This window comes from Rhizobium sp. CAU 1783, from assembly GCF_054551725.1.
On record NZ_JBTOLM010000003.1, the window covers coordinates 297417 to 324334 of the forward strand.

24 protein-coding genes and 1 tRNA gene are annotated in these 26918 nt (G+C 63.0%); 11 read left to right on the forward strand and 14 right to left on the reverse strand.

The window, feature by feature from the left end; all coding sequences use genetic code 11:
* Positions 1–195: 195 nt before the first annotated feature.
* Both ACX93L_RS15220 and ilvD read left to right on the forward strand, forming a co-directional pair.
* Positions 196–399, forward strand: coding sequence for a DUF1059 domain-containing protein (locus ACX93L_RS15220; RefSeq protein WP_169588598.1), 204 nt, complete (start codon positions 196–198; stop codon positions 397–399).
* Between the two features lie 303 nt (positions 400–702).
* Complete coding sequence (ilvD, locus tag ACX93L_RS15225) at positions 703–2538, forward strand: dihydroxy-acid dehydratase (RefSeq protein WP_459405610.1); 1836 nt, start codon at positions 703–705, stop codon at positions 2536–2538.
* A gap of 81 nt (positions 2539–2619) precedes the next feature.
* Here the strand turns inward: ilvD and ACX93L_RS15230 are convergent, their stop codons facing one another.
* Both ACX93L_RS15230 and ACX93L_RS15235 read right to left on the reverse strand, forming a co-directional pair.
* Positions 2620–3561, reverse strand: a complete 942-nt coding sequence (locus ACX93L_RS15230; protein ID WP_459405611.1) for a glycosyltransferase family 92 protein — start codon at positions 3559–3561, stop codon at positions 2620–2622.
* On the reverse strand, positions 3558–4553 hold the full coding sequence (locus ACX93L_RS15235; RefSeq protein WP_459405612.1) for a UDP-glucuronic acid decarboxylase family protein: 996 nt from the start codon (positions 4551–4553) through the stop codon (positions 3558–3560). Before ACX93L_RS15235 ends, ACX93L_RS15230 begins: the two co-directional genes overlap by 4 nt.
* A 351-nt stretch (positions 4554–4904) precedes the next feature.
* Between ACX93L_RS15235 and ACX93L_RS15240 the strand changes: the two genes are divergently transcribed.
* Positions 4905–5297 (forward strand): hypothetical protein, encoded by a 393-nt coding sequence (locus ACX93L_RS15240; protein ID WP_459405613.1) that lies wholly within the window; start codon positions 4905–4907, stop codon positions 5295–5297.
* A gap of 58 nt (positions 5298–5355) precedes the next feature.
* On the opposite strand, the gene ACX93L_RS15245 is transcribed toward ACX93L_RS15240, so the two are convergent.
* Positions 5356–5721 (reverse strand): lysozyme inhibitor LprI family protein, encoded by a 366-nt coding sequence (locus ACX93L_RS15245; protein ID WP_459405614.1) that lies wholly within the window; start codon positions 5719–5721, stop codon positions 5356–5358.
* Between the two features lie 167 nt (positions 5722–5888).
* Here ACX93L_RS15245 and ACX93L_RS15250 point away from each other — a divergent pair, with 167 nt between their 5' ends.
* Entirely contained in the window at positions 5889–7292 is a 1404-nt protein-coding gene (locus ACX93L_RS15250) for a DegQ family serine endoprotease (protein ID WP_459405615.1), read from the forward strand.
* Positions 7289–8599, forward strand: a complete 1311-nt coding sequence (locus ACX93L_RS15255) for a replication-associated recombination protein A (protein WP_169588588.1) — start codon at positions 7289–7291, stop codon at positions 8597–8599. Before ACX93L_RS15250 ends, ACX93L_RS15255 begins: the two co-directional genes overlap by 4 nt.
* 109 nt (positions 8600–8708) lie before the next feature.
* Here the strand turns inward: ACX93L_RS15255 and ACX93L_RS15260 are convergent, their stop codons facing one another.
* The gene (locus tag ACX93L_RS15260) at positions 8709–9020 is read right to left on the reverse strand and encodes a DUF1883 domain-containing protein (protein ID WP_459405616.1); all 312 of its coding nucleotides are present in this window, start codon (positions 9018–9020) and stop codon (positions 8709–8711) included.
* Between the two features lie 168 nt (positions 9021–9188).
* Between ACX93L_RS15260 and ACX93L_RS15265 the strand changes: the two genes are divergently transcribed.
* From ACX93L_RS15265 to ACX93L_RS15275, 3 genes are all read left to right on the forward strand, one after another.
* The gene (locus ACX93L_RS15265) at positions 9189–9428 is read left to right on the forward strand and encodes a hypothetical protein (RefSeq protein ID WP_459405617.1); all 240 of its coding nucleotides are present in this window, start codon (positions 9189–9191) and stop codon (positions 9426–9428) included.
* A 229-nt stretch (positions 9429–9657) separates the two neighbouring features.
* The gene (locus tag ACX93L_RS15270) at positions 9658–11151 is read left to right on the forward strand and encodes a diguanylate cyclase domain-containing protein (protein ID WP_459405618.1); all 1494 of its coding nucleotides are present in this window, start codon (positions 9658–9660) and stop codon (positions 11149–11151) included.
* Entirely contained in the window at positions 11141–12532 is a 1392-nt protein-coding gene (locus tag ACX93L_RS15275; RefSeq protein WP_459405619.1) for a flavin monoamine oxidase family protein, read from the forward strand. Before ACX93L_RS15270 ends, ACX93L_RS15275 begins: the two co-directional genes overlap by 11 nt.
* A gap of 405 nt (positions 12533–12937) precedes the next feature.
* Here the strand turns inward: ACX93L_RS15275 and ACX93L_RS15280 are convergent, their stop codons facing one another.
* From ACX93L_RS15280 to ACX93L_RS15295, 4 genes are all read right to left on the reverse strand, one after another.
* Positions 12938–16753 (reverse strand): vitamin B12-dependent ribonucleotide reductase, encoded by a 3816-nt coding sequence (locus tag ACX93L_RS15280; RefSeq protein ID WP_459405620.1) that lies wholly within the window; start codon positions 16751–16753, stop codon positions 12938–12940.
* Positions 16754–17559: 806 nt separating this feature from the next.
* The gene (gpt, locus tag ACX93L_RS15285) at positions 17560–18057 is read right to left on the reverse strand and encodes a xanthine phosphoribosyltransferase (RefSeq protein WP_169588574.1); all 498 of its coding nucleotides are present in this window, start codon (positions 18055–18057) and stop codon (positions 17560–17562) included.
* 215 nt (positions 18058–18272) lie between these two features.
* A complete protein-coding gene (locus ACX93L_RS15290) occupies positions 18273–19115 on the reverse strand; it encodes a universal stress protein (RefSeq protein ID WP_459405621.1) in 843 nt (280 codons plus the stop codon).
* Between the two features lie 113 nt (positions 19116–19228).
* Positions 19229–20017, reverse strand: a complete 789-nt coding sequence (locus tag ACX93L_RS15295; RefSeq protein ID WP_459405622.1) for a competence/damage-inducible protein A — start codon at positions 20015–20017, stop codon at positions 19229–19231.
* A 236-nt stretch (positions 20018–20253) separates the two neighbouring features.
* Between ACX93L_RS15295 and wrbA the strand changes: the two genes are divergently transcribed.
* Together wrbA and ACX93L_RS15305 are read left to right on the forward strand one after the other, a co-directional pair.
* Positions 20254–20850, forward strand: a complete 597-nt coding sequence (gene wrbA, locus ACX93L_RS15300; RefSeq protein WP_459405623.1) for an NAD(P)H:quinone oxidoreductase type IV — start codon at positions 20254–20256, stop codon at positions 20848–20850.
* Between the two features lie 145 nt (positions 20851–20995).
* The gene (locus tag ACX93L_RS15305; RefSeq protein ID WP_169588566.1) at positions 20996–21247 is read left to right on the forward strand and encodes a PilZ domain-containing protein; all 252 of its coding nucleotides are present in this window, start codon (positions 20996–20998) and stop codon (positions 21245–21247) included.
* 32 nt (positions 21248–21279) lie between these two features.
* On the opposite strand, the gene ACX93L_RS15310 is transcribed toward ACX93L_RS15305, so the two are convergent.
* From ACX93L_RS15310 to ACX93L_RS15330, 5 genes are all read right to left on the reverse strand, one after another.
* A complete protein-coding gene (locus tag ACX93L_RS15310; protein WP_459405624.1) occupies positions 21280–22317 on the reverse strand; it encodes an ABC transporter ATP-binding protein in 1038 nt (345 codons plus the stop codon).
* The gene (locus ACX93L_RS15315; RefSeq protein WP_459405625.1) at positions 22314–23225 is read right to left on the reverse strand and encodes an ABC transporter permease; all 912 of its coding nucleotides are present in this window, start codon (positions 23223–23225) and stop codon (positions 22314–22316) included. Before ACX93L_RS15315 ends, ACX93L_RS15310 begins: the two co-directional genes overlap by 4 nt.
* A complete protein-coding gene (locus ACX93L_RS15320; RefSeq protein ID WP_459405626.1) occupies positions 23213–24148 on the reverse strand; it encodes a hypothetical protein in 936 nt (311 codons plus the stop codon). The genes ACX93L_RS15315 and ACX93L_RS15320 overlap by 13 nt, the downstream gene beginning before the upstream one ends.
* Positions 24148–25269, reverse strand: coding sequence for a substrate-binding domain-containing protein (locus ACX93L_RS15325; RefSeq protein WP_459405627.1), 1122 nt, complete (start codon positions 25267–25269; stop codon positions 24148–24150). The genes ACX93L_RS15320 and ACX93L_RS15325 overlap by 1 nt, the downstream gene beginning before the upstream one ends.
* Before the next feature lie 283 nt (positions 25270–25552).
* Positions 25553–25638: transfer RNA gene (locus ACX93L_RS15330), tRNA-Leu, on the reverse strand.
* A 176-nt stretch (positions 25639–25814) separates the two neighbouring features.
* On the opposite strand from ACX93L_RS15330, the gene ACX93L_RS15335 reads away from it, so the two are divergent.
* Entirely contained in the window at positions 25815–26276 is a 462-nt protein-coding gene (locus ACX93L_RS15335) for a hypothetical protein (protein WP_459405628.1), read from the forward strand.
* A 98-nt stretch (positions 26277–26374) separates the two neighbouring features.
* Here the strand turns inward: ACX93L_RS15335 and ACX93L_RS15340 are convergent, their stop codons facing one another.
* Positions 26375–26899 (reverse strand): hypothetical protein, encoded by a 525-nt coding sequence (locus ACX93L_RS15340; RefSeq protein WP_459405831.1) that lies wholly within the window; start codon positions 26897–26899, stop codon positions 26375–26377.
* Between the last annotated feature and the right edge of the window lie 19 nt (positions 26900–26918).

Consider the following 26918-nt stretch of genomic DNA (forward strand, 5'->3'; position numbering starts at 1 on the left):
GAGAGCAGAGTTTCACGCCGACGAAAAGAAACTTTCGACCACAATCTCGTGTAGTCGCCCGCCCCCCGGGGTATACCCGCCGCGGGACGCTCCGATCGGGCCTGACCGGCTTTGTCGTTTGTCGTCGCCCGGCAAGGGGAGTAGAATGTTTGCGGGCTGGGTTTCTCGAAGGCAAGGCTTGTCAGGGAGGACAAAATGGGCCGCAAATTTATCGACTGCCGGGAGTTCCCGAGCGAAATGAAGTGTACCGTAGCCATTTCCGCCGACAGCATGGACGAACTCGTCAATGCTGCCGTCGTGCATGCCGTGTCGGTTCACGGCGAGCATGACACGCCGGCATTCCGGGCGGAAATCCGCAAGGCCGTGCACGAGATGGAAGCTCCGCGCAACGTCGCCTGACCTGTGCGAAATTCAAAGCCTTCCCCGGTCGGGGAAGACGCGGCCCCCGCCTCTGGCGAGGCGAGGGCGTGACGGGCCTTGAGCCATTGGAGGCTCTGTCCGGACCGGCGGGGGGGGTGAGTTGCGGCTGGAATCCCGGCCTGCCAGCTGTTATCCTCTGGCGTACCGAATTGCCGGTTGCCGATAGTGACAGCCCGAGCCTGATCCTTTACGAAAGATCGCAAAAGCGGGCATGTCCAGGGCCTTTGGCCGGGCATGCCGACGGGTCATTCCGCGCGACAGAACAAATCCGAGGTAACACCGATGCCAGCCTATCGTTCGAGAACCACCACCCACGGCCGCAACATGGCGGGTGCGCGCGGCCTTTGGCGCGCCACCGGCATGAAGGACAGCGATTTCGGCAAGCCGATCATCGCCGTGGTCAACTCGTTCACCCAGTTCGTTCCGGGCCATGTGCACCTGAAGGATCTCGGCCAGCTGGTCGCCCGCGAAATCGAGGCCGCCGGCGGCGTCGCGAAGGAATTCAACACGATCGCCGTCGATGACGGCATCGCCATGGGCCACGACGGCATGCTGTATTCGCTGCCGAGCCGCGAACTGATCGCGGATTCGGTCGAATACATGGTCAACGCCCATTGCGCCGACGCCATGGTCTGCATCTCGAACTGCGACAAGATCACCCCCGGCATGCTGATGGCGGCGCTTCGCCTCAATATTCCGGCCGTCTTCGTCTCCGGTGGCCCGATGGAGGCCGGCAAGGTCGTTCTGCACGGCAAGAAGCACGCGCTTGATCTCGTCGACGCAATGGTCGCCGCCGCCGACGACTCCGTGTCCGACGAGGACGTCCAGGCGATCGAGCGTTCGGCCTGTCCGACTTGCGGATCTTGCTCTGGCATGTTCACCGCCAACTCGATGAACTGCCTGACCGAAGCGCTCGGCCTCTCTCTGCCGGGCAACGGCTCGACGCTCGCCACTCATGGCGACCGCAAGCGCCTGTTCGTCGAGGCCGGCCATCTGATCGTCGATCTCGCCCGCCGCTACTACGAGCAGGAGGACACCACCGTCCTGCCGCGCACCATCGCTTCCAAGGCTGCGTTTGAGAATGCCATGGCGCTCGACATCGCGATGGGCGGATCGACCAATACGGTCCTGCACATCCTGGCGGCCGCCCACGAGGCGGAAGTCGACTTCACCATGGACGACATCGACCGCATGTCCCGCAAGGTGCCGTGCCTTTCCAAGGTCGCTCCGGCCAAGAACGACGTCCATATGGAAGACGTTCACCGCGCCGGCGGCATCATGCGCATCCTCGGCGAGCTCGAGCGCGGTGGCCTGATCAACCGTGAGTGCCCGACCGTGCATGCTGCCACCCTCGGCGACGCGATCGACCGGTGGGACATCACCCGCACCAATTCCGAGACGGTTCGCGAATTCTTCAAGGCGGCACCCGGCGGCGTACCGACCCAGGTTGCCTTCTCGCAGAATGCGCGCTGGGAAGAACTCGACACCGACGGCGAAAAGGGCATTATCCGCTCGGTCGAACACCCGTTCTCCAAGGACGGCGGTCTTGCGGTTCTGAAGGGCAACATCGCGCTCGACGGCTGCATCGTGAAGACGGCGGGCGTCGACGAGTCGATCCTGAAATTCACCGGCCCGGCCAAAGTCTATGAAAGCCAGGATGCGGCCGTGAAGGCGATCCTGTCCAACGAGGTCGTCGCCGGCGACGTCGTCGTCATCCGCTACGAAGGCCCGAAGGGCGGCCCCGGCATGCAGGAAATGCTCTATCCGACGAGCTACCTGAAGTCGAAGGGCCTCGGCAAGGCCTGCGCTCTGATCACCGACGGCCGCTTCTCCGGCGGCACCTCGGGTCTCTCCATCGGCCATGCCTCGCCGGAAGCGGCGAATGGCGGCATGATCGGTCTGGTCCGTGACGGTGATACGATCGAGATCGACATCCCGAACCGTACGATCAACCTGGCTGTTGCCGAGGACGAACTCGCCCGTCGCCGCGCCGAGCAGGACGCCTTTGGCTGGAAGCCGGCAACGCCGCGCAAGCGCAACGTGACGACCGCGCTCAAGGCCTATGCCGCCTTCGCCAGCTCCGCCGACCGCGGCGCGGTGCGCATCCTGCCGGAATAAGCCGGGAGAAGTTTGAATTTCTGAAACGAACGCCGGTGGCTATTGCCGCCGGCGTTCTTTTTTGCGCAAAGACCGCGACGCCTAACGTGCTTGATAGGCAGCGCCGGGAGCGTCCTCGAGCTCGATGCCTTGCCGCTTGATGAACTCCACCATGGCCCGGTCCTCGACCTGGGACCGCTCGATATTGCGGATCGTCGTGGTCATCCGGTCGGGGATGTGGTTGCGGGTCAGCGAAAAGATCGCCCCGCGTGCAAGCTTGGCGGCAAATTCCGCCTCCGACTTGCTGTAGTAGTGGTTCAGCTGCAGGAAGGCGTTGGAATAGAACTCAGGTTTCTTGCGGTCGTTGCCGGCCGCCCGCCGTCCGGCGTCATTCGACGCCACGTTGCCGTGGCTACGCGTTTCGAAGCTGTGCACGCTCACCTGCGTCACCTCGCACGGGTCAACAATGCATTTGAAATTGCTCGCATGCTTTAGCCGGCTCATCGGATCCGAGCTGCGCAGCGTGTAGCTCGTGGCAACCGGTCCCGCCGGCTTGGTCTTGTGTCCGCCGGTGCCGAACATGTGCCAGGGAAGCGCGATGTTGGGGAAGTCGCCGGCCGCAGCGAGCGCCTCTTCGACTGTTGAGGCCTGCCTGGGCAGGAGGAACTCATCGGCGTCGATGAAGGCGATGCGTCGGAAATCTGCGCCGAAATTCTGGATTGCATGGGCAAAGGCCACCACTTGCCAGTCGATCAGAAGGTCGGTCTTCGTGGCGACGATCCGTCCGGCCCATGGCAGCAATGTCAATTCGTCCGGCTGCAGGACCCGGCGGATCTCCTCGACCGTATCGTCCTCCGATCCGTGGTCATAGAGAATGAAATGGCGAACCCCCACTGCCCGGTGGAAGCGCAGCCATTCCGCGATGTAAGGCTCCTCATTCTTCACACAGGCGGCGATCGCGATACCGTGCCGTCCGGGTCTTTCCTTGGGCGGGTTGATCGTCAACGCCTTGATGCCGTTGTTGGCGCGCCGGAACCAGCTCATGCCAGGCGCTCCGCTGTCCTGCCGACCGTCTCGCCGGCACTTTTGTGGATCTCGTGCTCAAAGTGGGCGACCGTTTTCCCAATTCCAGCTTCGAGTGCCGTTTCCGGATGCCAGCCGGTCAGGCTGGCCATCTTGCCGATATCCGGCCGACGGCGCCTCGGGTCGTCGACGGGAAGGGGCAGGCTTACGATCGGCGAGCGCGATCCGGTGATGTCGAGAACGAGGCGTGCCAGCGCCTCCACGGTGAATTCCTGAGGATTGCCGAGATTGACGGGGCCGTCGGCCTTGGGACAGTGCATCAGGAGGTCGATGCCGCGGATGAGGTCATCGACATAACAGAATGATCGCGTCTGCCTTCCGTCGCCATAGATCGTCAGCGCTTCGCCGCGCAACGCCTGGGCGACGAAATTCGAGACGACACGTCCGTCGTCCTCGCGCATGCGGGGGCCGTAGGTGTTGAAGATCCGCGCCATCCTGAGCGTGAGGCCGCGGGTTCTGGCGAAATCGGCGCAGAGCATTTCGGCAAACCGCTTGCCCTCGTCGTAGCAGGAGCGGGGGCCGACTGGATTGACATTACCCCGATAGTCCTCCCGCTGCGGATGCACTTCCGGATCGCCGTAGACTTCGGAGGTCGAGGCATGGAAAACGCATGCCGCGTCGCGTTCAGCCCGGCGTAGCACGTTTAGCGTACCGTGACTGTTGACCAATGCGGTCGCGACCGGATCGGCCTGGTAGTGCACCGGCGAGGCGGGGCAGGCGAGATTGTAGATCTCGTCGAAGCGCGGCAGGGCGTCCGGGATGCCGTCGGTGATGTCGTGATCGACGATCGTGACGTCCCCGGTCTTCTGCGCGTCAAGCAGATTGTCGCGCCGACCGGTGACGAAGTTGTCGAGGCAGAAGACGCGAGCGCCCCTTGAAGCGAGCCTTTCGGCAAGGTGCGATCCGAGAAAACCGGCGCCACCCGTGATGAGAATGCTGCGGCCCGTCGCCATCGCGCGGCCGCCTGCCTCGTACAACTGATCAAAACTCAATAAAACCACTCCGAAGGGCAGGCGGGACAGCCCGGCCCGAAATACCGTGTCTCTGAAATATCTTGGGGGGCACGGGCTTCATCCTAGCCCAACATTGAGGGTCGATGGCAGAGGGTTTTGAAGCAGAGGCGCAATATCCCCCGGCAATTCCGCGTCCCTTCGGTCCCGGGACACATCACCGCCTGCCGAAGCTCGGTCCGCTCCATGCTGGAATCGTCCGGTCGTTCTACCCGGTCGATGGCACTCGTTCCGGCATTGCGGTCGATGAGTTTCCCGTTATCGTGCCTTGGCGGGGCGGAGAAACGCTGCCGATTGACGATCGCTCATGTTTTTTCAAAAAGGTATGTTTCAATGATGATTGCTGAACTCGTCCTGTCCTTGGTGCTGTTCATCGGCGCGCTTCTGCATGCTTACGGATCTTTCCTCACCTTTGGCTGGGGAAGTCCCGAGCTCGTCTGGTCTCTCGGCTCGAGCGGCTTTGCCGTCCTTCTTGCGCTGCTTTGCGGCTTGCGGGCGCGCCGGCAATCGGATCGGGCCTTGTCCGCGCTCGCTGCCATCGGCTGCGCCGGCTGGCTGGCCGTTGTCCTGTCCTTCGGTTTTGTCATCGGAAATCCGGCGGATCCGCGAGTTCTTTATCATGTTGTGGTTACGTTGCTTCTGTTCGCATTCGCAATGCGCGGCATTAGAGCGGGCGCCAAGTCTTGAAAGATACGGAAGTTAAGAAGTGTATTTAGCTGAATAGCGAAATAACTATCTAGCGAAATCACTGGGTCTTTTCGATCGTGTCGTAGACGCGGTTGATTTGAGTGATGCGGTCCTCATAGGCCCTTTCCAGGCAATCGACGTCTGCGCCACAGTCCTGGCGCTGTCTCAACCAGGCGGACTGCTGGTCCTGCAGTTCGCCGCGGTTTCCCATCGGCAGGAGACCGGAGATCAACTCGAACGTCGTGACCATCTTCACATCGAGGTCATTGAGGTCGCGGTTTTCACAGATCGCCACCTCGTCCGCGGCCAAACCCTGCCTGTTGCAGTCGAAACTCGCGGCCGAGGCTGCGCTCGAAAACGCAAGAATGGGGACAGCGGTCAACAGCGCGGTGACGGTGGGGCCGGGACGGCTGGTTACTGACATCGGCATTGGCTCCTGCTTCGAATACCCTGTGGTTCGCCAACGTCTTCGCCTTGGAAAAGTTCAAATCGCCACTAACTTTGGTGCTGCGCCGTCCGGTGCCGCCTCAGCGTGCTTTCCTTTTCCGCTCCGGGCGCTAAAACGTCCTATCTTTCAGGCAGGAGAATTCCATGCAGGGTTTTGTTCGTGGTGTCGCAATCTCGGCGCTGGCACTTGTGATGTGCGCGCCCTTGTCAGTGCGCGCCGAGGAGCTCCGCGTTCCGCAGACGGCAACCGAGATGCAGCTTTCCTTCGCGCCGCTGGTCAGGCAGACCCATGGCGCGGTGGTGAACGTCTATGCCGAGCGCCTGGTCCAGCGGCGGGCTTCCCCCTTTGCCGGTGACCCCTTCTTCGAACACTTCTTCGGCCAGCAGATGCCGAACCGGACCGAGAAGCAGTCCTCGCTCGGATCCGGCGTCATCGTCGGTGCCAACGGCATGGTGGTGACCAACAACCACGTGATCGACGGAGCTGACGACATCAAGGTCGCGCTCTCCGACGGCCGCGAATTTCCGGTGAAGGTGGTGTTGAAGGATGATCGCTTGGACCTCGCGGTCCTCAAGATCGATGCGAAGGAAGAGCTTCCGGCCCTCGCGATCGGCGATTCCGACCGTCTCGAGGTCGGCGATCTGGTGCTTGCCATCGGCAATCCCTTCGGTGTCGGCCAGACGGTGACGAGCGGTATCGTTTCGGGTCTTGCCCGCAACAGCATCAACGAAGGCGATTTCGGCTTCTTCATCCAGACCGACGCGGCGATCAATCCGGGCAATTCCGGTGGCGCGCTGATGAACATGAAGGGTGAGCTGATCGGCATCAACACTGCCATCTTTTCCAAGGGCGGCGGTTCGAACGGCGTCGGCTTCGCCATTCCCGCCAATCTCGTCAAGGTCTTCCTGAACGCTGCCGAAGGCGGTGCCGCGAGCTTCGAGCGTCCCTATGTGGGCGCGACGTTCGATCCGGTGACCTCAGATGTTGCCGAGGCGCTGGGTCTCGACACCGTGCGCGGCGCACTTGTTGTCAGGGTTCTAGATGACGGTCCCGCTGCCAAGGCAGGCCTGAAGGCGGGCCAGGTCGTCATCGCGGTCGACGGCATGCCGGTGGAGCATCCCGACGCGCTCGGCTATCGCCTCACCACGGCGGGTCTCGGCAAGCCGGTCACGCTCACCGTTCGCGAGGATGGCAATGAGAAGGACATCTCCATGACCCTCTCGGGCGCGCCGGAAACCACACCGCGCGACGAACGTCTCATCGAAGGACGCAGCCCCTTTGCCGGCGCCAAGGTCGCCAATCTCTCGCCGAAGCTTGCCTATGAATTGAAGATGCCCTCCGAAGTCATTGGCGTGGTGATTACTGACGTCGTCGGAGGATCGCCGGCAGCCCGGCTCGGTTTCGAGCCCCATGACATTATCGTTTCCGTGAATGGCGTTGCTGTCACCAGCACGGCCGGCATGGCGGAGGTCGCGGACTCCGATCCTGGCTTCTGGCGGGTCGAGATCGAACGCGACGGTCAGCGCATCCGGCAGATCTTCCGATGAGCGATCTCTTCGCCCCGCATGTGCCGAAGGACGTGGAGGCCCGCCGGCCGCTGGCCGACCGGCTTCGGCCGAAATCTCTGGCCGAGGTCACCGGCCAGGAGCATTTGACCGGGGAGGACGGCGTGCTCGCCCGTATGATCGCTTCCGGTTCGCTAGGGTCGATGATCTTCTGGGGACCGCCGGGTACGGGAAAGACCACGGTCGCGCGCCTGCTGTCCGGCGAGGCGGGGCTTGCCTTCGAGCAGATCTCGGCGATCTTTTCCGGCGTGGCCGATCTCAAGAAGGTGTTCGAGGCGGCTCGCATGCGCCGCATGGAGGGGCGTCAGACGCTGCTCTTCGTCGACGAGATTCATCGTTTCAACCGCGCCCAGCAGGACAGCTTTCTGCCGGTCATGGAGGACGGCACCGTCATCCTCGTCGGCGCCACGACGGAAAACCCGTCCTTCGAACTCAATGCCGCACTTCTGTCGCGCGCCCGCGTTCTGACGTTCAAGTCCCATGACGAGGCGAGCATCGAGACGCTGCTCAAACGCGCCGAGGCAGCCGAGGGCCGCCCACTGCCGCTGGACGAGAATGCCCGGGCGAGCCTGATCCGCATGGCGGATGGCGACGGCCGCGCCTCCCTGACGCTGGCCGAGGAAGTCTGGCGCGCCGCCCGTCCGGGCGAAGTCTTCGACACCGAGGGCCTTGCCCGTATCGTCCAGCGCCGTGCCCCCGTCTACGACAAGGGCCAGGACGGCCATTACAATCTGATCTCCGCCCTGCACAAGTCGGTGCGCGGCTCGGATCCCGATGCGGCGCTCTATTATCTCTGCCGCATGTTCGACGCGGGCGAGGATCCGCTGTTCATCGGCCGGCGCCTGGTGCGCATGGCGGTCGAGGATATCGGTCTTGCCGATCCTCAGGCGCTGGTCGTCTGCAATGCCGCCAAGGATGCCTACGATTATCTTGGCTCGCCCGAGGGGGAACTGGCGCTGGCACAGGCTTGCGTCTATCTCGCCACCGCACCGAAGTCGAACGGCGTCTACACGGCCTTCAAGTCGGCGATGCGGGCGGCGAAGGAGCACGGTTCGCTGCTGCCGCCCAAGCATATTTTGAACGCCCCGACCAAGCTCATGAAGGCCGAGGGCTACAACGAAGGTTATCGTTACGACCACGACGAGCCGGACGCCTTTTCAGGCCAGGACTATTTTCCGGAGAAGATGGGGCGCAAGACCTTCTACGATCCGCCAGAACGCGGGTTCGAGCGGGAGATCCGCAAGCGGCTGGACTGGTGGGCGAAGCTGAGGCGTGAGCGCAACAGCTAGAGCAGATCCAGCAAAGGTGTGAAGCGGTTTTGCGTCCGCAATGGCGTTAAAGCAATGACATCGAACATTGGAGGCGCTCCGTTTTCGCCGGCAATGCTCTAGGTGGGTGTCAGGACGCCTTCTGCTGCTTGGCCGGTGCCGGTGCAGCGAGCATCTTCACCGACGAATCCGCCAGCCCGTGATGCCCTTCCATGTCGACGATCAGATGCCAGTGGCCTGGTTCCGGAATGACGAGCTTGACCGGCGACTTCTTGGCAACCCCACCGACATACTTGAAATCGAGCGCTTCCTTGAAACGCTGGAAATTGCCGGCATTCATCAGCCGCACATTGTTCACGGCGGACAACGTCACTTCGATGATCGCTCCGGCACGCTGTTCCTTCATATCGTAATGGGTAAAGCGGAAGGTCGGTTTGGACATCCGGCTGCTCGTCCTGTCAATTAAATTCAGTATCGCTCATATACACTAAGTGGGTTAAGGAAAGGTTGGGGCGAACCCGCCGGATCTTGATGAATGCGGACCTTTTTCGGAACAAACCGCCGATCGCGGCGTTCGACCGTAAGCGATCCACCGCAAGGAGCATGTTCCATGAAGACCGACACCTTTATCACCATATGCGTAGCGATGATGGCCAACGCCGTCGTCTTCGGTATCGGCGCGATCACCGTTCTTTCGGTCCCGGCGCTTAACGAGAATGCCAAGTACCTGTTGCCCGCCGTCGTGGTGCTGGCATTTGCGATTTCGCCCTTTATCGCCCGGCACATCGCACCACGCCTCAGGCTACGCTACCGGCGCGAACGCGGCGAGCTTGGCCCCGTAGAAGCCTGACGAAATCCGGCTCTTTCGACAAGGAAGGCTATAAAGGCCTTCCACCATTCCCCTTCTGCTCCCCGAACCCCGGCTCCTCCAGCGGGGTTCTTTTTTTGCCGCGATCCCCCCAACTTCATCATTCGTCAAGCATGACTGCAGGTTGCAGTCGTTTGGGTCACCCCATTTAAGGCGGTCTTAAAGGCCCGCCGTCACACTTTCCGCGACTAAGGGGATGGTGGGTGAGATCATGGCCGCAGATGAAATGGTCGGCATTCGGGGAAATGTGTCGCCAAGACGGTTGTCGCGGCTCGTTCTGGTCTTTGCCGCGACGTTGATAACCCTGTCGGCATTGTCGCTGCTTTATGTCGGCAGCATCGCCTCCGACGAGGCCGACCAGCAGGCTGCCGTCACCGAACTCAAGCTCTTCGAGAACGCGCTGAGGGACCGCCAGAGCCTGCTGGCCCGCGACCAGCTGAGCATGGCGCGCTGGGACCGCTCGGTCAAATACATCGCCCTCAAGTTCCGCGAGGCTTTTGTCGAGGACGAGTTCGTGTCCTCGCTGTGGTACGACTTCGGGCAGGACCGCACCTTCCTCGTCGATCCGGAAGGCCAGATCGTCATGTCCGGTCAGGAGGAACGCGTCGACTTCACCCGCCGCACGCCTGATCCTGAGGGCGACATCGCCTTCATCGCTCGCAAGGCGGTCGAACGCCACAACGCCAACCGCGTCGCGGTGCAGGGTGGCTTCAGCCAGAAGCAGGTGACCAGCATCGATGTCGCGAAGATCGCCGAATTCGCTTTTGCTGAAATCGACGGCGAACCGATGATCGTTAGCGCGATGGCGATCGTGCCGGACGACGAGGAAGTGGTGCTGCCGGAAGGGGCGCCCTACATCGTCATTTCCGCCAAGCCGATCGATATCGAATTGGTGCGCGACCTCAACTCCCAGCTCGACTTCGCCGATGTGGCCTTCGGGCCGGATGCCGGCGGCAAGGTGCCGCTGCGCTCGGCTTCCGGTCGTGTGATCGGCAGCTTCGACTGGACCGGGGCGCATCCCGGCTCGCACATCTGGGCGGTGGTCGTGCCGGTGGCCTTGTTCCTGTCCTGCGTGCTGGCGCTTGCCAGCTTGTTCATCGTTCGCCATATCCGGTCGCTCTCGCTGCAGCTCGAGGAAAGTGAGCAGCGCAACAGAGAGCTTGCCCTCCACGATCCCCTGAGCGGCCTTGCCAATCGCCTGAGCTTTTCTGAGGCGCTGGAGCATGCTGCCGGCAAGGCGGCCGCTTCGCGCTTCGCGGTGATTGCCGGAGACCTCGACCGCTTCAAGGCGATCAACGACACCTGGGGCCACGCCGCCGGCGATCTCGTCATCAAGACGGTCGCCAGCCGTCTTGCCGAGACCGTCGGCGACGACGGGCTGGTCGGCCGCATCGGCGGCGACGAATTCGTCATTCTCGTCAATGGTTTCAGCGACCGTCCAAGGCTCTCCTTGTTGGCAAGCCGGCTGATGAGCGCGGTCGGTGCCCCGATCACCCTCGACAACGGTGTGACAACCGACGTCGGCATCAGCCTCGGCATTGCGGTAGCTCCCGACGATGCGACCGGCGCCAATGCGATCATGGCGACCGCTGACCGCGCGCTCTATGCCTCGAAGGAGGGCGGGCGGGGCAGGGCGCTGTTCGCCGCCGATCAGTCGTCTGGCGCGGCACGATCCGCAAGCTCCGGGGCGAGCCATGCGGCCTGAGCTTTCCCGCCGCCGCCTCCTGGCCCTGTCGGCCGGGACCGCAGGCGCGCTTCTCGGCGGCCCGCGCCTTAATCCGGCCGTGGCCGCCTCCAAGCCCGCCGCAACCACTGCGGCCCCGCCGCGCGTCATCATCGTCGGCGCCGGCATCGCCGGTCTCGCAGCCGCCCGCATGCTGACCGACCGCGGGCTCGCCGTGGTCGTCATCGAGGCACGCGAGCGGATCGGCGGCCGCATCGACACCGACGAGAGTCTCGGCACGCCTGTCGAACGCGGAGCGGCCTGGGTGCACGGCTTCAACGGCAATCCGGTCGCAACCCGCGTCCGCGACGCGGGCATCACCACCTTCTTCAGCGACTACGACGACTACCAGGTCTGGTTGCCCGGCGGCGAGCGCCCGGAGGACTGGGAGATCGAGGATGTCTTCGATGCCTTCGAGACCATCGTCGAAAAGGCCGCCGACGAGGCGGACGAGGATGCCGACATCTCGATGTTCGACGCCATCGACCAGCTCGATCCCGGCGCGCTCAAGGATCCGCTCTCCGGCTGGATGCTGTCGAGCGAGATCGAGGATGACGCCGGTGCGCCGCTGTCGGAGATTTCGGCCGCCCATTACGGTGAGGACAGCATCTACGAAGGCCCGGATGCTCTACTGCCCGAAGGTTATGCCGGCGTGCTGGAGGCTCTCGCTAAGGGGCTCGATATTCGCCTCGGCGAACCGGTTCGCCGCATCACTCATGGCGGCGGCGGGGTGACGGTCGAGACGTCGAAGGGATCGCATTCGGGCGCCTATGTCATCTCGACACTGCCGCTCGGCGTGATGAAGGCCGGCAATGTGCTCTTCGATCCGCCGTTGCCGAAGGCGCAGGCGGATGCAGTCGCCGCGATCGGCTTCGGCACAGTGACGCGCGTCTCGATGCGCTTCGACGCCTGCTTTTGGCCGGAAGACGTCGAATTCCTGAGCTATGCCGCCCGCGAGCGCGGCCGGTGGCCGACCATGGTCAGCCTGAAGCCGGTCAATGATGCCGATGTCCTGACGCTGATCGCGACCGGAGACCATGCCGTCAAGGCCGACGGGATGACGAAGGCCGAACTCGAGGCCGACATTGCCACCGTCCTCTCCGAGATGTTCGGCAGGGCGGCGCGGCCCGCAACCGGTCTCGTCGCCTCGCAATGGTCGCGCGACCCCTTCGCGTTCGGCGCCTATTCCTTCCCCGCGGTCGGCGCCAAGCCCGCCGATTTCGATTGCCTCGCGGATCCCGTCGGCGAACGGCTGTTTCTCGCCGGCGAACACACCGGCTTCGAGTTCCACGGCACGGTGCACGGCGCCTATCTCAGCGGCGAACGCGCCGCCGGTCAGGTGTTGAAGGTGATCGGCGGCTGACAGCGTGGGTCCTCATCCTCGGGGCAAACCCGAGGATGACGGGGTGTGGGGTGGCGTCGGTTGTGGCAGACACGTCTCTGCCGGTGGAAAGGGAGGCGGGTTTGCCAAGGGGGCAAGAGGCCGACATGAGCAGTTGAAAGGGGCAGGGGCCGCAAAGGCCTCCTATGAAGGGTCGTCATCCTCGGGCCTGACCCGAGGATCCACGATCAAGCCCACATCGGGCACGCCGGACGTTCAGGTCATGCCAACGGATCCGGTCGATGAATCGTGGACCCGGAAGCCACGTCGACCAGCCACGGGGCGCCGCATGACACCGCGATATGGGCAGAAAGCAAAGAGGCGAGCCATTGCTGGCTCGCCTCCACAAGGCTGGTATCAAGATGCTCTTTGAGCATCTTCAACTCGTCAAGAGCACCCGCTCGTCGCACCACACGTGTCGCACTTCTCGCACGTTCCATTCCGAACCATCGTGAAGTTCTGGCATTCCGAGCACATGTTGCCGGTGTAGCCTTGCGCGATCGAGCGCATGCGGCGTTCGGCTTCGACCTTCTTGGCTTCCGTCTTGGCGGCTGCGGCGTCGGCTGCGGCCTTGTCGGAGAAGAGGGCGGTTGCGGCCTGGTCGGTTTCGCTGGCGAGCGTCTCGTCGGCGATCTCTTCGGCAAGTTCGGCAGCGCGTTCCTCGTAGTCGCGCTTGAAGGCGACGATTTCCGAGGTCGAGATGGCGGTCGTCACCTCGAGCTTGCGGGCGGCCGAGCCGGCAAAGGCCGTGACGCTGCCGCCGGACGAAGCCTTGGCGGGGGCGGCTGTTGCTGCACCCTTCGGCTCGGCGAGCGAGCGGTCGACATTGCCGCTGGAAACCAGCGTCGGCTTGTAACCGCGGGTCCAGCCGGTCGAGATCAGGTTGGTCTTGCCTTCCTGGATACCCTTGCCGAGCGCGGTGTTCGAGAAGTCCGACGTGTCGACATGGGCGAGGTCGTGACGGCCGAGATAGGAGACGGCCAGCTCGCGGAACACGTAGTCGAGGATCGACGTGGCGTTCTTGATCGCGTCATTGCCCTGAACCATGCCGGCCGGCTCGAACTTGGTGAAGGTGAAGGCCTCCACATATTCCTCGAGCGGTACGCCGTACTGCAGGCCGAGCGAGATCGCGATGGCGAAGTTGTTCATCATCGCACGGAAGGCAGCCCCTTCCTTGTGCATGTCGATGAAGATCTCGCCAAGGCGGCCGTCGCCGAATTCGCCGGTGCGCAGATAGACCTTGTGACCGCCGACGGTGGCCTTCTGGGTGTAACCCTGACGGCGGTTCGGCAGCTTCTCGCGGTCGCGCACCACCTTCTCGATGATCCGCTCGACGATCTTTTCCGTGACGGTGACCGCCTGGGCGGCAACCGGCTGCTGGATCAGATCCTCGATCGCGTCCTCGTCCGCTTCATCCTCGATCAGCGAGGCATTGAGCGGCTGGGAGAGCTTGGAGCCGTCGCGATAGAGCGCGTTGGCCTTGAGCGCCAGCTTCCAGGACAGCATGTAGGCCGCGCCGCAATCCTCGACGGTCGCCTCGTTCGGCATGTTGATCGTCTTGGAGATCGCGCCCGAGATGAACGGCTGGGCGGCCGCCATCATGCGGATGTGGCTTTCGACCGAGAGATAACGCTTGCCGATCTTGCCGCACGGATTGGCGCAATCGAAGACCGGCAGGTGTTCGGCCTTGAGGAAGGGCGCGCCTTCGAGCGTCATCGCACCGCAGACATGGATGTTGGCGGCTTCGATGTCCTTCTTCGAGAAACCGAGATGCTCGAGCAGGTTGAACGACATGTCGGCGAGCTGCTCGTCGGAGACCTTGAGGGTTTCCTTCAGGAAGTCGGCGCCGAGCGTCCACTGGTTGAACACGAACTTGATGTCGAAGGCGGCCTTGAGTGCGCCGTTGACGGCTTCGATCTTCTCGTCGGTGAAGCCCTTGGCCTTCAGCGTCGAGGGGTTGATGCCCGGCGCCTGGTTGAGGTTGCCATGGCCGACGGCATAGGCGTCGATCTCGGCGATCTGGCTCTCCGAATAGCCGAGCGTGCGCAGCGCTTCCGGAACGGCAGCGTTGATGATCTTGAAGTAACCGCCGCCGGCGAGCTTCTTGAACTTCACGAGAGCGAAGTCGGGCTCGATGCCGGTGGTGTCGCAGTCCATGACGAGACCGATCGTGCCGGTTGGCGCGATGACCGAGACCTGCGCGTTGCGGTAGCCGTGCGTCTCGCCGAGTTCGAGCGCCTTGTCCCAGGCGGCGGTCGCATGGGCGATCAGCGCCGGATCGGTGCAGTCCGAATGGATGAGCGCGACCGGATCGACCGACAGGCCTTCATAGCCGGTGGTCTGGCCGTGAGCGGCGCGGCGGTGGTTGCGAATGACGCGCAGCATGTTGTCGCGGTTCGGTGCATAGCCCGGGAAGGGGCCGAGTTCCGAAGCGATCTCGGCAGAGGTCGCATAGGAGACGCCCGTCATGATCGCGGTCAGCGCACCACCGATGGCACGGCCTTCTGCGGAATCGTAGGGAATGCCGGACGACATAAGCAGGCCGCCGATATTGGCGTAGCCGAGGCCGAGTGTGCGGTATTCATAGGAAAGTTCGGCAATCTGGCGCGACGGGAACTGGGCCATCATCACCGAGATTTCGAGGACCACCGTCCACAGGCGGACGGCATGCTCGTAGTCGCCGATGTTGATCTTCTTGGTCGCCGCATCCTTGAACTGCAGGAGGTTGAGAGAAGCAAGGTTGCAGGCCGTGTCGTCGAGGAACATGTATTCCGAGCACGGGTTCGACGCACGGATCGAGCCGGCGGCCGGGCAGGTGTGCCAGTCGTTCATCGTCGTGTTGAAGTGCAGGCCCGGATCGGCCGATGCCCAGGCGGCATAGGAGATCTGTTCCCAGAGCGCGCGGGCCTTCAGCGTCTTCATGACCTTGCCGTCCTTGCGGGCGGTCAGGTGCCAGTCACCGTCATTTTCGACGGCGCGCAGGAAGTCGTCCTTCAGCGAGACGGAGTTGTTGGAATTCTGGCCCGAGACGGTGAGATAGGCTTCCGAATCCCAGTCGGTGTCGTAGGTCTTGAACTCGAGGTCCTTGTAGCCCTGCTGGGCGAACTGGATGACGCGCTTGACGTAGTTTTCCGGAACCTGGTCCTTCTTGGCGGCGCGGATCTCGCGCTTCAGGGCCGGGTTCTGGTTTGGATCGAAGCAGGCGTCGTTGTCGGCCGTGCAGTTGACGCAGGCCTTCATGATCGCCTTCAGGTGACGGGCGACGATCTTCGAGCCGGTCACCAGCGCCGCGACCTTCTGCTCTTCCTTGACCTTCCAGTTGATGTATTCCTCGATGTCCGGATGGTCGATGTCGACCACGACCATCTTGGCGGCGCGGCGCGTCGTGCCGCCCGACTTGATGGCGCCGGCGGCGCGGTCGCCGATCTTGAGGAAGCTCATCAGGCCGGACGAGCGGCCGCCGCCGGACAGCTTTTCGCCTTCGCCGCGCAGATAGGAGAAGTTCGAGCCGGTGCCGGAGCCGTACTTGAATAGGCGGGCTTCGCGGACCCACAGGTCCATGATGCCGCCTTCGTTGACGAGGTCGTCGCCGACGGACTGGATGAAGCAGGCATGCGGCTGCGGATGCTCATAGGCCGACTTCGACTTGACGAGCTTGCCGGTGAAGGGGTCGACATAGAAGTGGCCCTGGCCGGGACCGTCGATGCCATAGGCCCAGTGCAGGCCGGTGTTGAACCACTGCGGCGAGTTCGGGGCGACCCGCTGCGTGGCCAGCATGTAGGCGAGTTCGTCACGGAAGGTCAGCGCATCTTCTTCCGAGGTGAAATACTTGCCCTTCCAGCCCCAGTAGGTCCAGGTGCCGGCGAGTCGGTCGAAGACCTGGCGGGCGTCGGTTTCCGAGCCGAAGCGTTCGTTTTCCGGAAGTGCGGCCAGCGCCTTGTCGTCGGGCACGGAGCGCCACAGGAAAGACGGGACGTCGTTTTCCTCGACCTTCTTGAGGACCTTCGGCACGCCAGCCTTGCGGAAATACTTCTGCGCCAGGATGTCGGCCGCGACCTGGCTGAACTGGGCCGGCACGTCGATGTCGGCGAGCCGGAAGACGATCGAACCATCGGGGTTCTTGATCTCGCTCACCGCCTTGCGGAATTCGATCTCCGCATATGGCGATTGGCCCGGCTTGGTGAAACGTCTTTCAATGCGCATCGTCGTCCCTCGTATCTCAAGCGCCAATCGGCGCAAAAAGCCCCGTCCAGCCACACGTGTCTAAGCGCGCAGCCGGCCATCTGTCTCGTCCGTCGGGTGATTCATCCGGAGATGATGACCCTGTATCTTGTGCTGATTATGGCTGCAAGCCTACAATATATAGTATTAACACTTTGTTGCCGCCAGTCCCCACATCTTGTTTCGGCAGCCTTGAACCGCGCAAAAATGCCGCCGGGCTTAAGGCTGATCATGGCCCGGACCCGTGCATACGCCTCGCGATTTTCAGGAGTGAACCGGCCTCGTTATGTCCGGTTCAGTCGCCGCCGCAACATAAGGAAGCATTAACTTTGAAAGGCCCGATTCCGTCAAGGGGTGGGTTATGACGAAATTATGAGTACAAGATATTGTAGTTTTCCGCTGTGGAAAACGGGGAAAGGACCGATGTAGATGTAATCGCTCGGCTTTTCGTTCCCGGCCGCATCATGGGCGGCAGTTGCGCGCCACAATTAGATGTCTCTCATGGACGAAAGGGCAGCGGCGGCGACCTCGGCGATGGCTCGGTTCTCCACCGTTTTAACCATATCTAGTGCGACCGAATCGCCCGACGTCTAATTCCGGGGGATAAGGCCGGTTCACGAAGAGGTCTTGCGCTGTCACAAAATGTGTCGGGTGGCCGGCTTTGCTCTCCCTTAGCGGACCGAAAAAATTCTCGCGACGGAAACGAAAAAAAAGGCGCGGGGACGCCGCGCCTTCTCTCGGTCGGACGTTCAGGGCAGCGACCTTTGCTACCCGTCGATACCTTGCCTCTAGCCCTTGTGGCCCTTGGCGATCGGTTCCTGGTAGGTGAAGCCCATGTCCCAGGGGAAATAGATCCAGGTGTCCTGCGAGACCTCGGTGACGAAGGTGTCGATTGTCGGGACACCGGAGGGCTTTGCATAGACGCAGGCGAAATGGGACTTCGGCAGCATCTCGCGGACTTCCAGCGCCGTCTTGCCGGTGTCGGTGAGGTCGTCCACCACGAGAACGCCGGCGCCGCCATCCGCCAGCAGGTCGGGGGAAATGCCCTTGAGGAGTTGCGTCTCGCCCTGGTTGACGTAGTCGTGGCGGGTGGCGATGCAGACCGTGTCGATCAGGCGGATGTTCAGCTCGCGCGAGATGATCGCCGCCGGCACGAGGCCGCCGCGGGTGATGCAGACAATGGCGCGGAACGACTGGTTGAGGCCGGCGAGCCGCCAGGCGAGCGCACGGGCATCACGGTGGAACTGATCCCAGGAAACGGGGAAGGCTTTATCTGGCAGGGACATCGATCTCGGGCTCCGCGAAGGCAAGGGGTTTGTCTGGTGGCCGGTCGGCCGAAAGCGTCGGGACCCGTCGCTCGTGCCGGCGCGTCAGCGTTGGGGCGAAGGCCAAACGCTAAGCGCGCGGACGAGGCCGCGCGCATGCTGCCCACAAGGGCTTGGGTCCAGTCCGCTGCTATTAGCGGCATTCAGGGGGGCAAGGCAAGGCCCGGCCCTTGCGCTCAGCGCGACAGCAGCGTGAGTGCGGTCATCGACTCGAGGACGGTGCGCGTAACGCCGCCGAACAGCATTTCCCACCAGCGCTTGTGGCCGTAGGCGCCCATGACAAGAAGATCGATCGAACTGTCGGAGAGGCGGTTCTCGATGGCCGCCGAGGCGGGCAGGTGATCCGACTCCTGACGCACCACCGTGATGTTGACGCCGTGGCGGGAGAGGGTCGCCGCGATCTCGGCGCCAGCCATGGCAGCCGATTGGCTGCGGTTTTCCGGCGGATCGACCGAGAAGACCTCGACCGACTCGGCGGCGACAAGGAAGGGCAGGGCGTCGAAAGTGGCGCGCGCTGCCTCGCGCGAGCCGTTCCAGGCGATCAGCACGCGCTTGATCGGCTTCGGCTGCTTCAGGATGTAGGGCACGAGGAGGACCGGGCGGCCGCTTTCGAAAAGGAAGGTCTCGAGGTCGGAGCGGCTTTCCGAAAGCACGCTGTTCTCACCCTGGGCGGCGACGACCAGATCGACGCAACGCGCGCTGTCGACGAGCGAGGAGGCGCTATAACCGGCGGAGGAGACGAAGCTGCGCCATTCGAACGAGGTGCCGTTGCGTTCGGCGCGTTCGCGGAAGACCTTTTCGACATCGAGCGTCTCGGCATGGGCCATGTCCTGAAGCGCCTGGACGGTCGACGGATCCGGGATTTCCATCGGTGCCACGAGCGGCACGGTTGCCAGCGCCTCGGCATGCAGCCCGATCACGTGGGATTTGAAATGTTCGGCGAGTGAAATGGAAAAATCAGTGATTTGCTGCGCATTCTTGGTGGTGTCCAGAACGGCAAGAAGTGTTTTGTAGCCCATGATAATTCTCCTCGAGCGGTGACTGAGGCATCCCGCATAAGCAATTAATGGCGCCAATCCTTGGGCCGTTCCTTGACTTCGGTCAATAGCGGTGGCGGCCCGTGATGGCGATCTCAGGCAAGTTCGCCCGTGCCGAGATCCTTCGGTCGGTTGCCGTCGCGCTCTGCCTCGAGCGCCAAAATCATGGCCTCGACGTCAGCGGCGGCCGCCGCCAGGACGGCTTCGTCGCGGGCCCTGACGATCAGCTCCGTCGAGAAGCGCTTGCCGTCGAACTGCGGGTAGGAGCCGATCGAGGTTTCGGGATGATTATTCTGGATGGCGCCGAGCAGGGTGCCGATGTCGCCTTCGCCGAATGGGCAGGCGATCGACCGGGACAGCATCCGCGTTCCCGCAGGCAGCGTCGAGACGACGTGGTCGAGCATCGCCTGAAACACCTGCGGGACACCCGCCATCACATGCACGTTGCCGATGACGAAGCCCGGTGCCGTCGAGACCGGGTTGGGAATGTGGCGGGCGCCCTCGGGCATGCGCGCCATGCGCTGTCGCGCCTCGGTGAATTCCATGTTGCGGCGCTCGTACATCGCCCCGAGAAGCTTCATCGCCTCCGCGTCATGGCGGCACGGCACGCCGAAGGCCTTCGAGACCGCATCCGCCGTGATATCGTCGTGGGTCGGGCCGATCCCGCCGGAGGTGAACACATAGGTGTATCGGGCCCGGAGCGCGTCGAGGGCCTCGACGATCGCTTCTTCCTCGTCCGCGACGATGCGGACTTCCTTGAGGTCGATGCCGGCAAGGGTCAGCACGTCGGCGAGATGGCCGATGTTCTTGTCCTTGGTGCGGCCGGAGAGCAGTTCGTCACCGATGGCGAGCATAGCGGCGGTCTTGAGGTTGGCGGCAGTCATGAGCGTATCCCGATCGTTTTGCAGATGAGTTCTAGCGGGTCTCCGGGGCTTGGCAAGGGTCCGGCTTCAGCCTTCCTTTCGTTCACAAAATATGACGCGAATTCGATTGTTCCGTATCCAGTAGGTGAACAGTCCGTCGCCGCCGCGACGGCTGGTACCTGATCGGCAGTGAGCTACATTGGACTCATCAGATTCATCGACGGCGCTCGCCGCGCCCTTGGAACGGAGACAAGAAAATGGCTAAGGTACTGGTTCTTTATTATTCTTCCTACGGCCACATCGAAACCATGGCCTATGCAGTCGCCGAAGGCGCGAAGTCGACCGGGGCAGAAGTGACCGTCAAACGCGTTCCGGAACTGGTTCCGGAAGATGTCGCCAAGGCTTCGCACTTCAAGATCGACCAGAAGGCCGAGATCGCCACGCCCGCCGAACTTGACCAGTACGATGCGATCATCGTCGGCGCCGGCACCCGCTTCGGCACTGTCGCCTCGCAGATGCGCAATTTCTGGGACCAGACCGGTGGCCTGTGGTTCAACGGCAAGCTGGTCGGCAAGGTGGGCTCGGTCTTCACCTCGTCGGCAACCCAGCATGGCGGCCAGGAATCCACGATCCTGAGCTTCATCCCGACCTTCCTGCACCACGGCATGGCCGTCGTCGGCCTGCCTTATGCATTCCAGGGTCAGATGGGCGTAGAAGCCGTCAAGGGCGGCTCGCCCTACGGCGCCTCGACGATCACCGACGGCGATGGCTCGCGCCAGCCTTCGGAAATCGAACTGGAAGCAGCTCGCTACCAGGGCGCGCACGTCGCCAAGATCGCTGCCAAGCTCGCCTGAGCCTGAGGTAGAATTGAAGGTCGGGAAAGCCGGGGATCTGATCCCCGGCTTTCTTGTGTTCACGGGCAAGAAAACACCCTCTCGGCGAAACGAAAAATTAGCAAATTTGAAAATAATCTCTGGGCGAAATGCAGAGGTGAATGGCATGGAAGAAAGAAGAGCAAGTCCGAGGCTGCGCGCGTTGAAGGCGGCCCGAATCGTGTTGCCGGGTGGCTTTTCCACATTCGACTGCACGGTCAGGAACCTTTCTTCCGCCGGCGCCAAGATCGTGCTGGAAACGACGATCGGCGTCCCGAACGATTTCACCCTCAATTTCGAAGACGGCAGCACCCACGCCTGCGACGTCAAGTGGCGCACGCCCAAGGAACTGGGCGTCGCCTTCAAGATCGCCAGTTGAACGACGAAAACCGCGGCTCCAGCCGATAGGTCTCAGGCCTCGAAGACGTGCACGTCCTCCGGCGTCAGTGCGACATGCACGGTATCGCCGACCCGGATGTCGGCGACCTCGCGGGCCGGCCAGTCCGCCCTCAAATGCACGGTCTCGCCCTCCCGCTGCAGCTGAAGATAGAAGCGCGTGGTCTGTCCCTGGAACATGCGGCTTTCCACATAGGCGGGTTCGCCGTGTTCCGCACCCACCCGACGGACGTCCTCGGGCCGCACGAACAGTGCGGCGGTGGCCGCTGCCGGCACGGTCTCGAGCGTCAGCGCCTTGCCGAGGCGGACGCCCCCCTCGACGACCGGCAGCCTCAAGGCATTGCGATTTCCGATGAAGGATGCGCTGAAGGCCGTTAACGGCCGCTCGTAGAGCACTTCCGGCGTCGCGAGCTGCTCGATCCTGCCATCCTGCATAACCACCACGCGATCGGCCACCGCCAGCGCCTCGGCCTGGTCGTGGGTGACGATCAGCGCCGTGGTCCTGACCTTCTGCTGGATGCGCCTAAGTTCGTCGCGCAGGTTGTCGCGGACGACGGCATCGAGCGCCGAGAGCGGTTCGTCGAGCAGCAAAACCTGCGGTGAGGGAGCAAGCGCCCGAGCGAGCGCTGTCCGCTGCTGCTGGCCACCCGAAAGCTCGTTGGGGTGACGATCGGCGAGGGCGGTGAGCTTGACGAGATCGAGCAGTTCCTCGACCCGCGCGGCGATCTCCCGGGGCGCGCGGCCACGAACCTTCAGCGGAAAGCCGATGTTTTCCGCAACCGTCATGTTGGGAAAGAGCGCATAGCTCTGGAATACCATGCCGATCGGGCGCTCCTGCGGCGGCAGGCGCGTCACATCCTCGCCGCCGAAGCGGATACTTCCGGCATCGGGCACGATGAGCCCCGCCAGACACCGCAGCAAGGTGGTCTTGCCGCAGCCGGAAGAACCAAGGATGGCGATCATCTCGCCGGAATGCACGTCGAGAGACAGGCTGTCGAGCGCCCGCTTCGGGCCATAGGTCTTACTGACCTCGTGGATGGTGATGGTGCTCATCGTCCTGTCTTCCTGTCGGTGGACACGCCGCGCGAAACGGCCCTGCCGCCGTCGCGCGACACATAGGCAACGGCGGCCGTCAGCACGAGCGTGATGACGAAGCTGATCATGGTGATCACCGCCAGAATGTTGAAATTGGCATCGGCGCTCTTCAACATGTTCAGCATGTAGAGTTCGAGGGTCTCAAAACGGCTGCCGACCAGGATCTGCACCAGCGCCAGCTCGCCGAAACTCACCCCGAAGGCGAGGATCGCGCCGCTGACGATGCCGGCGCGAACATTCGGCAGGATGACATGGCGCAGCGTCTGAAAGAGGCCGGCCCCGCAGGTGCGTGCCGTCTCGGTAAGCGCAACGACATTGGTCGCGGTCATCGAGGCATCGATCGACCAATAGGCGAAAGAGAAGGCAACCGACACCTGGGCGACGAGCAGGAGACCGGCCGTCCCCTGCAGCCACGGCGCGAACTCGCCAGTGACCTTGAGCAGGCCGAAGCCGATCACGACATAGGGCAGCGAGAAGGGGATGCCGGCAAGCAGGCTGAGCACGGTGCGGATGCGCGGATTGCGGACATGCTGCCAGTAGACGGCCGGCGTCACCAGCGCGACGGTGAAGACGGCGACGGCGACCGCCAGCAGGAAGGTGCGCAGGAGAACCGCGACGAAGCGCGGATCGCGCGCGGCTTCAAGCCAGTGGGCAAGCGTGTAGCCGTCCGGCAGGATCGAGGTCGTCCAGCGGGTGGCGATGCTGTAGAGAATGACCGCGACGATCGGGATCGCCACAAACAGCAGATAGGTCGTGAGGATGAGCGCCGAGGGCCAGCGGGCGGCAAGGCTGAGGCCGAAGGGAAAGGCCCGGCTGCCCGAAAGCACCGGCGACAGCATCGGTGGTGCGGATGTCACTTCAGCCATCGTGTGCCCCTGCGAAGAATGATCTGGTAGAGGCCGAGCGTCACACCGGCGGATATCATCAGCACCACGGCATAGACCGGCATGTAGTTCTTGCCGAAGAAGGAGCCGGTGAGGGATTTGGCCATTTCCAGCGTGATGAGACGGAACGAGCCGGGCGCCGACCCATTGAGCGCCACGGGGAGCCCGTAGAGCCCGACCGCCCAGGTGAAGATCAGCAGCCAGGAGCCGATGAAGAACGGACCGAGGATCGGCAGGCCGATATGGCGCCAGAACTGCAGGTGGCTTGCCGATGCGGTCTGGGCCGCCTCCCACCATTCGTTCCTCAGTGCCGCAACCGCCGGCAGCGTCAGAATGACGAAGAGCGGGATGTTCGAATACTCATAGGCGATGACGAGACCCCAGAAGGCGTTCTGTTTCGGGGGCACGAAGGGGATGCCGAGCGCGTTGAGCGAAAGCGTCACCATGCCATAGGTGCCGAGCGCGGCAATGAAGCCGAAGCCGAGGCCGATGCCGCCGAAATGCGAGGCGACATTGAGGATGCCCATGTTGATGGAGCGGCCGAGCCCCGGCATGCGGGCGATCATCAGCGAGAGCGGTATGCCGACCGCGGCGGCGATCGTCGCGACCGTGAAGCCAAGCAGCAGGCTGCCGGTGATGGCGTCGACGGCGGTCTTGGAGGCGAAGGTGTCGGTCCAGTTTTTCAGCGTCAGGCTGCCGTCAGCGGCCGAAAAGCTCGACAGGATCATGGCGAAGCACGGGACGAGCAGAACCGTGCCGGCCACCAGGATGAGCGGCAGCGCCAGCGCCCAGTCGCCGAGAAAGGAGATGATCGAGAAGCCAGGATGCCGGTTGAAGCGCGCAGGGGCGCCGTCGCCTGCCGGAGCGGCAGGCGACGGGCCGTGTTCGAAACGGAGGCTCGACATCAGCCGCCGAGCACCTGTTCCTGCCAGGCGGTGACGATGGCTTCCATGTCCACCTTCGACCAGTCGGCGACCTGCTTGACCTGGGCATAATCGGCATCCGGCAGCCAGTTGGTTTTCGCTTCGGCCGGAAGGTCGAGATCGCCAAGCACCCAGCGGATCGGTCGCGCGCCGAACTTGGCATAGAGCCGCTGGCCTTCGTCGGAGAGAACGAAGTCGATGAGCAGTTTGGCGACGTTCATCTTGGCGAGGTTGTAGCGGTTGAGCATCAGGGCCGAGGGGGCGTAGACCGACACGCCGGGGATGACGACCTGGGCGTTGATGCCCTTCTTCTTCAGGGCGTCGGCGGCGGCGATGCAGTTGAAGTCGTACTTCATCTGGATCGGGGCCTCGCCGCGCTCGAGCGTTTGGGCATTGGTGGCAGCCGTCGTATATTGCGCCGCCATCTTCTTGGCGAACTCGACGCCGGGCGTCAGATCCGTATCGCTGCCGCCATGGGCAAAGGCCCAGGCGAGGAAGATGGCGATGTCCGTGCCGCCGCCACCGGCCGCGTTCACCGCGCCGACCTTGCCGGTATATTCCGGGTTCAAGAGGTCGTCCCAGGTCTTCGGCACGTTCTTGATGACGTCGGCATTGACGACCATGGCGGGGACGCCGGTGAAGGTGGCAACCCAGCCGCCCTTTTCGCCCTTGAGGCCGACCGGAAGCTTGGCGGCATTCGGCGGCATGTAGTCGGGCACCACGCCCTGTGCCTCGGCGACCTTGCCGAACAGGATGCCGATGTCGGCGGCGATCGCCACCGGATTGTTCTTCTCGGCGTCGAACTTGGTGATTTCCTCGAGCGAGCTCATGTCGGTGTCGGCATGCTCGGGGGTGAAGCCGTTGGCCTTGCCGAGTGCCTGGATGATTTCGCCGTAGTTCGCCCAGCTCGCCGGCATGCCGTAGGTGTTGAACAGCTTGCCCTCTTCCTTGGCCTTTTCGAGGTCCGGAGCGGCGGCCCAGTCGGCCATCTCGGCGGCTAGCGAAAGACCCGGCAGGCCGAGGGCGGCAAGGGCGGCCACCGAGCCGGAGGCCTTAAGGAGGTTGCGGCGCGAAAGCACACCGGAGTTTGAAATCAGATTCATCGTAGCACTCTTCTGGACAAAGGGGTTGGCCAGCGCGCGGATCGGCGCCGGAAAAGTCGTATGGTTGCAAAATGGTTCGGCGCGACAGGTCGCCCGACATGCACCGGGAGCGTGAGGCGTTCTGTCCCTCCCTGGTGCCCGCTGGCTTGCACGCAGCAAAGCCGTAGCGATCCTTCGTTACGGGGGAACGATGCTTTCGTGATCGTTTTGTGAAGATGAGGGTGCGCACTGGCGCGAGGCGGCGCCGGAAGCGCTTTGGCCGTTTCCGGCAATGTACGGGATTTGGTGCGGACGACGGGGGTCGAACCCGTAAAGCCTAAGGCCGAGGGATTTTAAGTCCCTTGCGTCTACCAGTTTCGCCACGTCCGCGCGCGGCCTTTATGTCCTGCACTTGCGTCGTCGGGTCAAGGGCACAGTGTGCAAAAGCGGCAGGTCGCCGGCGGGGCAACGAACAAAAAATGATGGACGCAAGAACAGTTTGCCTTGTTCTGAGGGAATGTTATCGATGGTGCGGGGACAGTTTTCGACAATACATGGGGGTATTCATGAAGCGCATTCTTTCAGCTGCGACCGTCCTGCTCTGCCTGGGGACGCTGTCGGCAATGGCCGAGGACCGGAGACACGTCTACAAGGACGTGGGCGGCAAGACCTTCGAGGGGCCATGGTGGGACACCCTTGCCTACTGCGCGGGGCGTCTCAAGGTGCTCGGCGAATGGGCCGAGACGGCAAAGCGTCCCGACGCCCAGGCGGTGAAGGATGCCATGAACATTCACTTCGCGCTCTCGGTCAACCGTCTGATGGTCGATCGCGGCATTCCGCAGCAGGAGGCGTTGGATACCGCCGGCGAAGTGGCCCGCGGCGCGATCGACAGCCAGCGGAGCGCCGTCTTCACCTACATGGCGACGCGGACGATGGACCAGGAATTTGAGAACAAGGTGATGATCTGCGACACGCATCTCAGGGCCTACGCCGAGGAGTTCCCGGGAGACTTCAAGGCCTCGAACTGAGAGGTCAAGGACAAGGCGGGCGTCAGACTGATCGGCTTTCGCCCCTCGCTTTGCCTCAATAGCGTTGTCAGGTCCGCTGCCGGCCGGTCATCTCCGACCTATTTGGCCTTGATCGTGAACGGCTGTTCGAAGGCGGCGAAATGGTTGCCGACATTGTCGTTGACCGTATATTTGATCACGTAGTCACCGGGGTCCGCTCCCGTGACGTCGAGCGTCAGATGGGTGAAGATCTCCTGGTTGCGCACGAAGCCGGTGAAGGTGAACTCGCCAAAATTCTTCTGGTTGGCAAGTACCTTGCCACCGGGCTCCGAGATCTCGAAATCGACGGTGAAGTTGGATTGCTGCAGGCCCTTGCCGACCGGCTTCCATTTCAGACCGATGAGCTCCACATAGGTGATCAGCGGTTCGCCGGGCTTGAAACTGTTGTCCGCCTTGGCGGCATAGGCGCCGTAGGCCTTCGGCTTCTCGGTCACGAAGACGGCCTTGCCGACGGTGAAGGGCAGCTCCATGGCAAAGCTGCCGAAGGCGTCGCGAATGGTGTCATAGGCACCCGTCACGTCGCCGGCCGCGGCCTTCTCTTCTGCTTGCCGTGCCGCTTCCACCAGCTGGCCGGCAGACGCCATATTCGGCAAGGTTAGCGTC

Bases quoted from the DNA above. Each gene is read 5' to 3' on its own strand.
- ACX93L_RS15220 (WP_169588598.1), top strand. From the start codon at position 196: ATGGGCCGCAAATTTATCGACTGCCGGGAGTTCCCGAGCGAAATGAAG.
- ilvD (WP_459405610.1), top strand. From the start codon at position 703: ATGCCAGCCTATCGTTCGAGAACCACCACCCACGGCCGCAACATGGCG.
- ACX93L_RS15230 (WP_459405611.1), bottom strand. From the start codon at position 3,561: ATGAGCTGGTTCCGGCGCGCCAACAACGGCATCAAGGCGTTGACGATC.
- ACX93L_RS15235 (WP_459405612.1), bottom strand. From the start codon at position 4,553: ATGGCGACGGGCCGCAGCATTCTCATCACGGGTGGCGCCGGTTTTCTC.
- ACX93L_RS15245 (WP_459405614.1), bottom strand. From the start codon at position 5,721: ATGTCAGTAACCAGCCGTCCCGGCCCCACCGTCACCGCGCTGTTGACC.
- ACX93L_RS15250 (WP_459405615.1), top strand. From the start codon at position 5,889: ATGCAGGGTTTTGTTCGTGGTGTCGCAATCTCGGCGCTGGCACTTGTG.
- ACX93L_RS15255 (WP_169588588.1), top strand. From the start codon at position 7,289: ATGAGCGATCTCTTCGCCCCGCATGTGCCGAAGGACGTGGAGGCCCGC.
- ACX93L_RS15260 (WP_459405616.1), bottom strand. From the start codon at position 9,020: ATGTCCAAACCGACCTTCCGCTTTACCCATTACGATATGAAGGAACAG.
- ACX93L_RS15265 (WP_459405617.1), top strand. From the start codon at position 9,189: ATGAAGACCGACACCTTTATCACCATATGCGTAGCGATGATGGCCAAC.
- ACX93L_RS15270 (WP_459405618.1), top strand. From the start codon at position 9,658: ATGGCCGCAGATGAAATGGTCGGCATTCGGGGAAATGTGTCGCCAAGA.
- ACX93L_RS15275 (WP_459405619.1), top strand. From the start codon at position 11,141: ATGCGGCCTGAGCTTTCCCGCCGCCGCCTCCTGGCCCTGTCGGCCGGG.
- ACX93L_RS15280 (WP_459405620.1), bottom strand. From the start codon at position 16,753: ATGCGCATTGAAAGACGTTTCACCAAGCCGGGCCAATCGCCATATGCG.
- gpt (WP_169588574.1), bottom strand. From the start codon at position 18,057: ATGTCCCTGCCAGATAAAGCCTTCCCCGTTTCCTGGGATCAGTTCCAC.
- ACX93L_RS15290 (WP_459405621.1), bottom strand. From the start codon at position 19,115: ATGGGCTACAAAACACTTCTTGCCGTTCTGGACACCACCAAGAATGCG.
- ACX93L_RS15295 (WP_459405622.1), bottom strand. From the start codon at position 20,017: ATGACTGCCGCCAACCTCAAGACCGCCGCTATGCTCGCCATCGGTGAC.
- wrbA (WP_459405623.1), top strand. From the start codon at position 20,254: ATGGCTAAGGTACTGGTTCTTTATTATTCTTCCTACGGCCACATCGAA.
- ACX93L_RS15305 (WP_169588566.1), top strand. From the start codon at position 20,996: ATGGAAGAAAGAAGAGCAAGTCCGAGGCTGCGCGCGTTGAAGGCGGCC.
- ACX93L_RS15310 (WP_459405624.1), bottom strand. From the start codon at position 22,317: ATGAGCACCATCACCATCCACGAGGTCAGTAAGACCTATGGCCCGAAG.
- ACX93L_RS15315 (WP_459405625.1), bottom strand. From the start codon at position 23,225: ATGGCTGAAGTGACATCCGCACCACCGATGCTGTCGCCGGTGCTTTCG.
- ACX93L_RS15320 (WP_459405626.1), bottom strand. From the start codon at position 24,148: ATGTCGAGCCTCCGTTTCGAACACGGCCCGTCGCCTGCCGCTCCGGCA.
- ACX93L_RS15325 (WP_459405627.1), bottom strand. From the start codon at position 25,269: ATGAATCTGATTTCAAACTCCGGTGTGCTTTCGCGCCGCAACCTCCTT.
- ACX93L_RS15335 (WP_459405628.1), top strand. From the start codon at position 25,815: ATGAAGCGCATTCTTTCAGCTGCGACCGTCCTGCTCTGCCTGGGGACG.
- ACX93L_RS15340 (WP_459405831.1), bottom strand. From the start codon at position 26,899: ATGGCGTCTGCCGGCCAGCTGGTGGAAGCGGCACGGCAAGCAGAAGAG.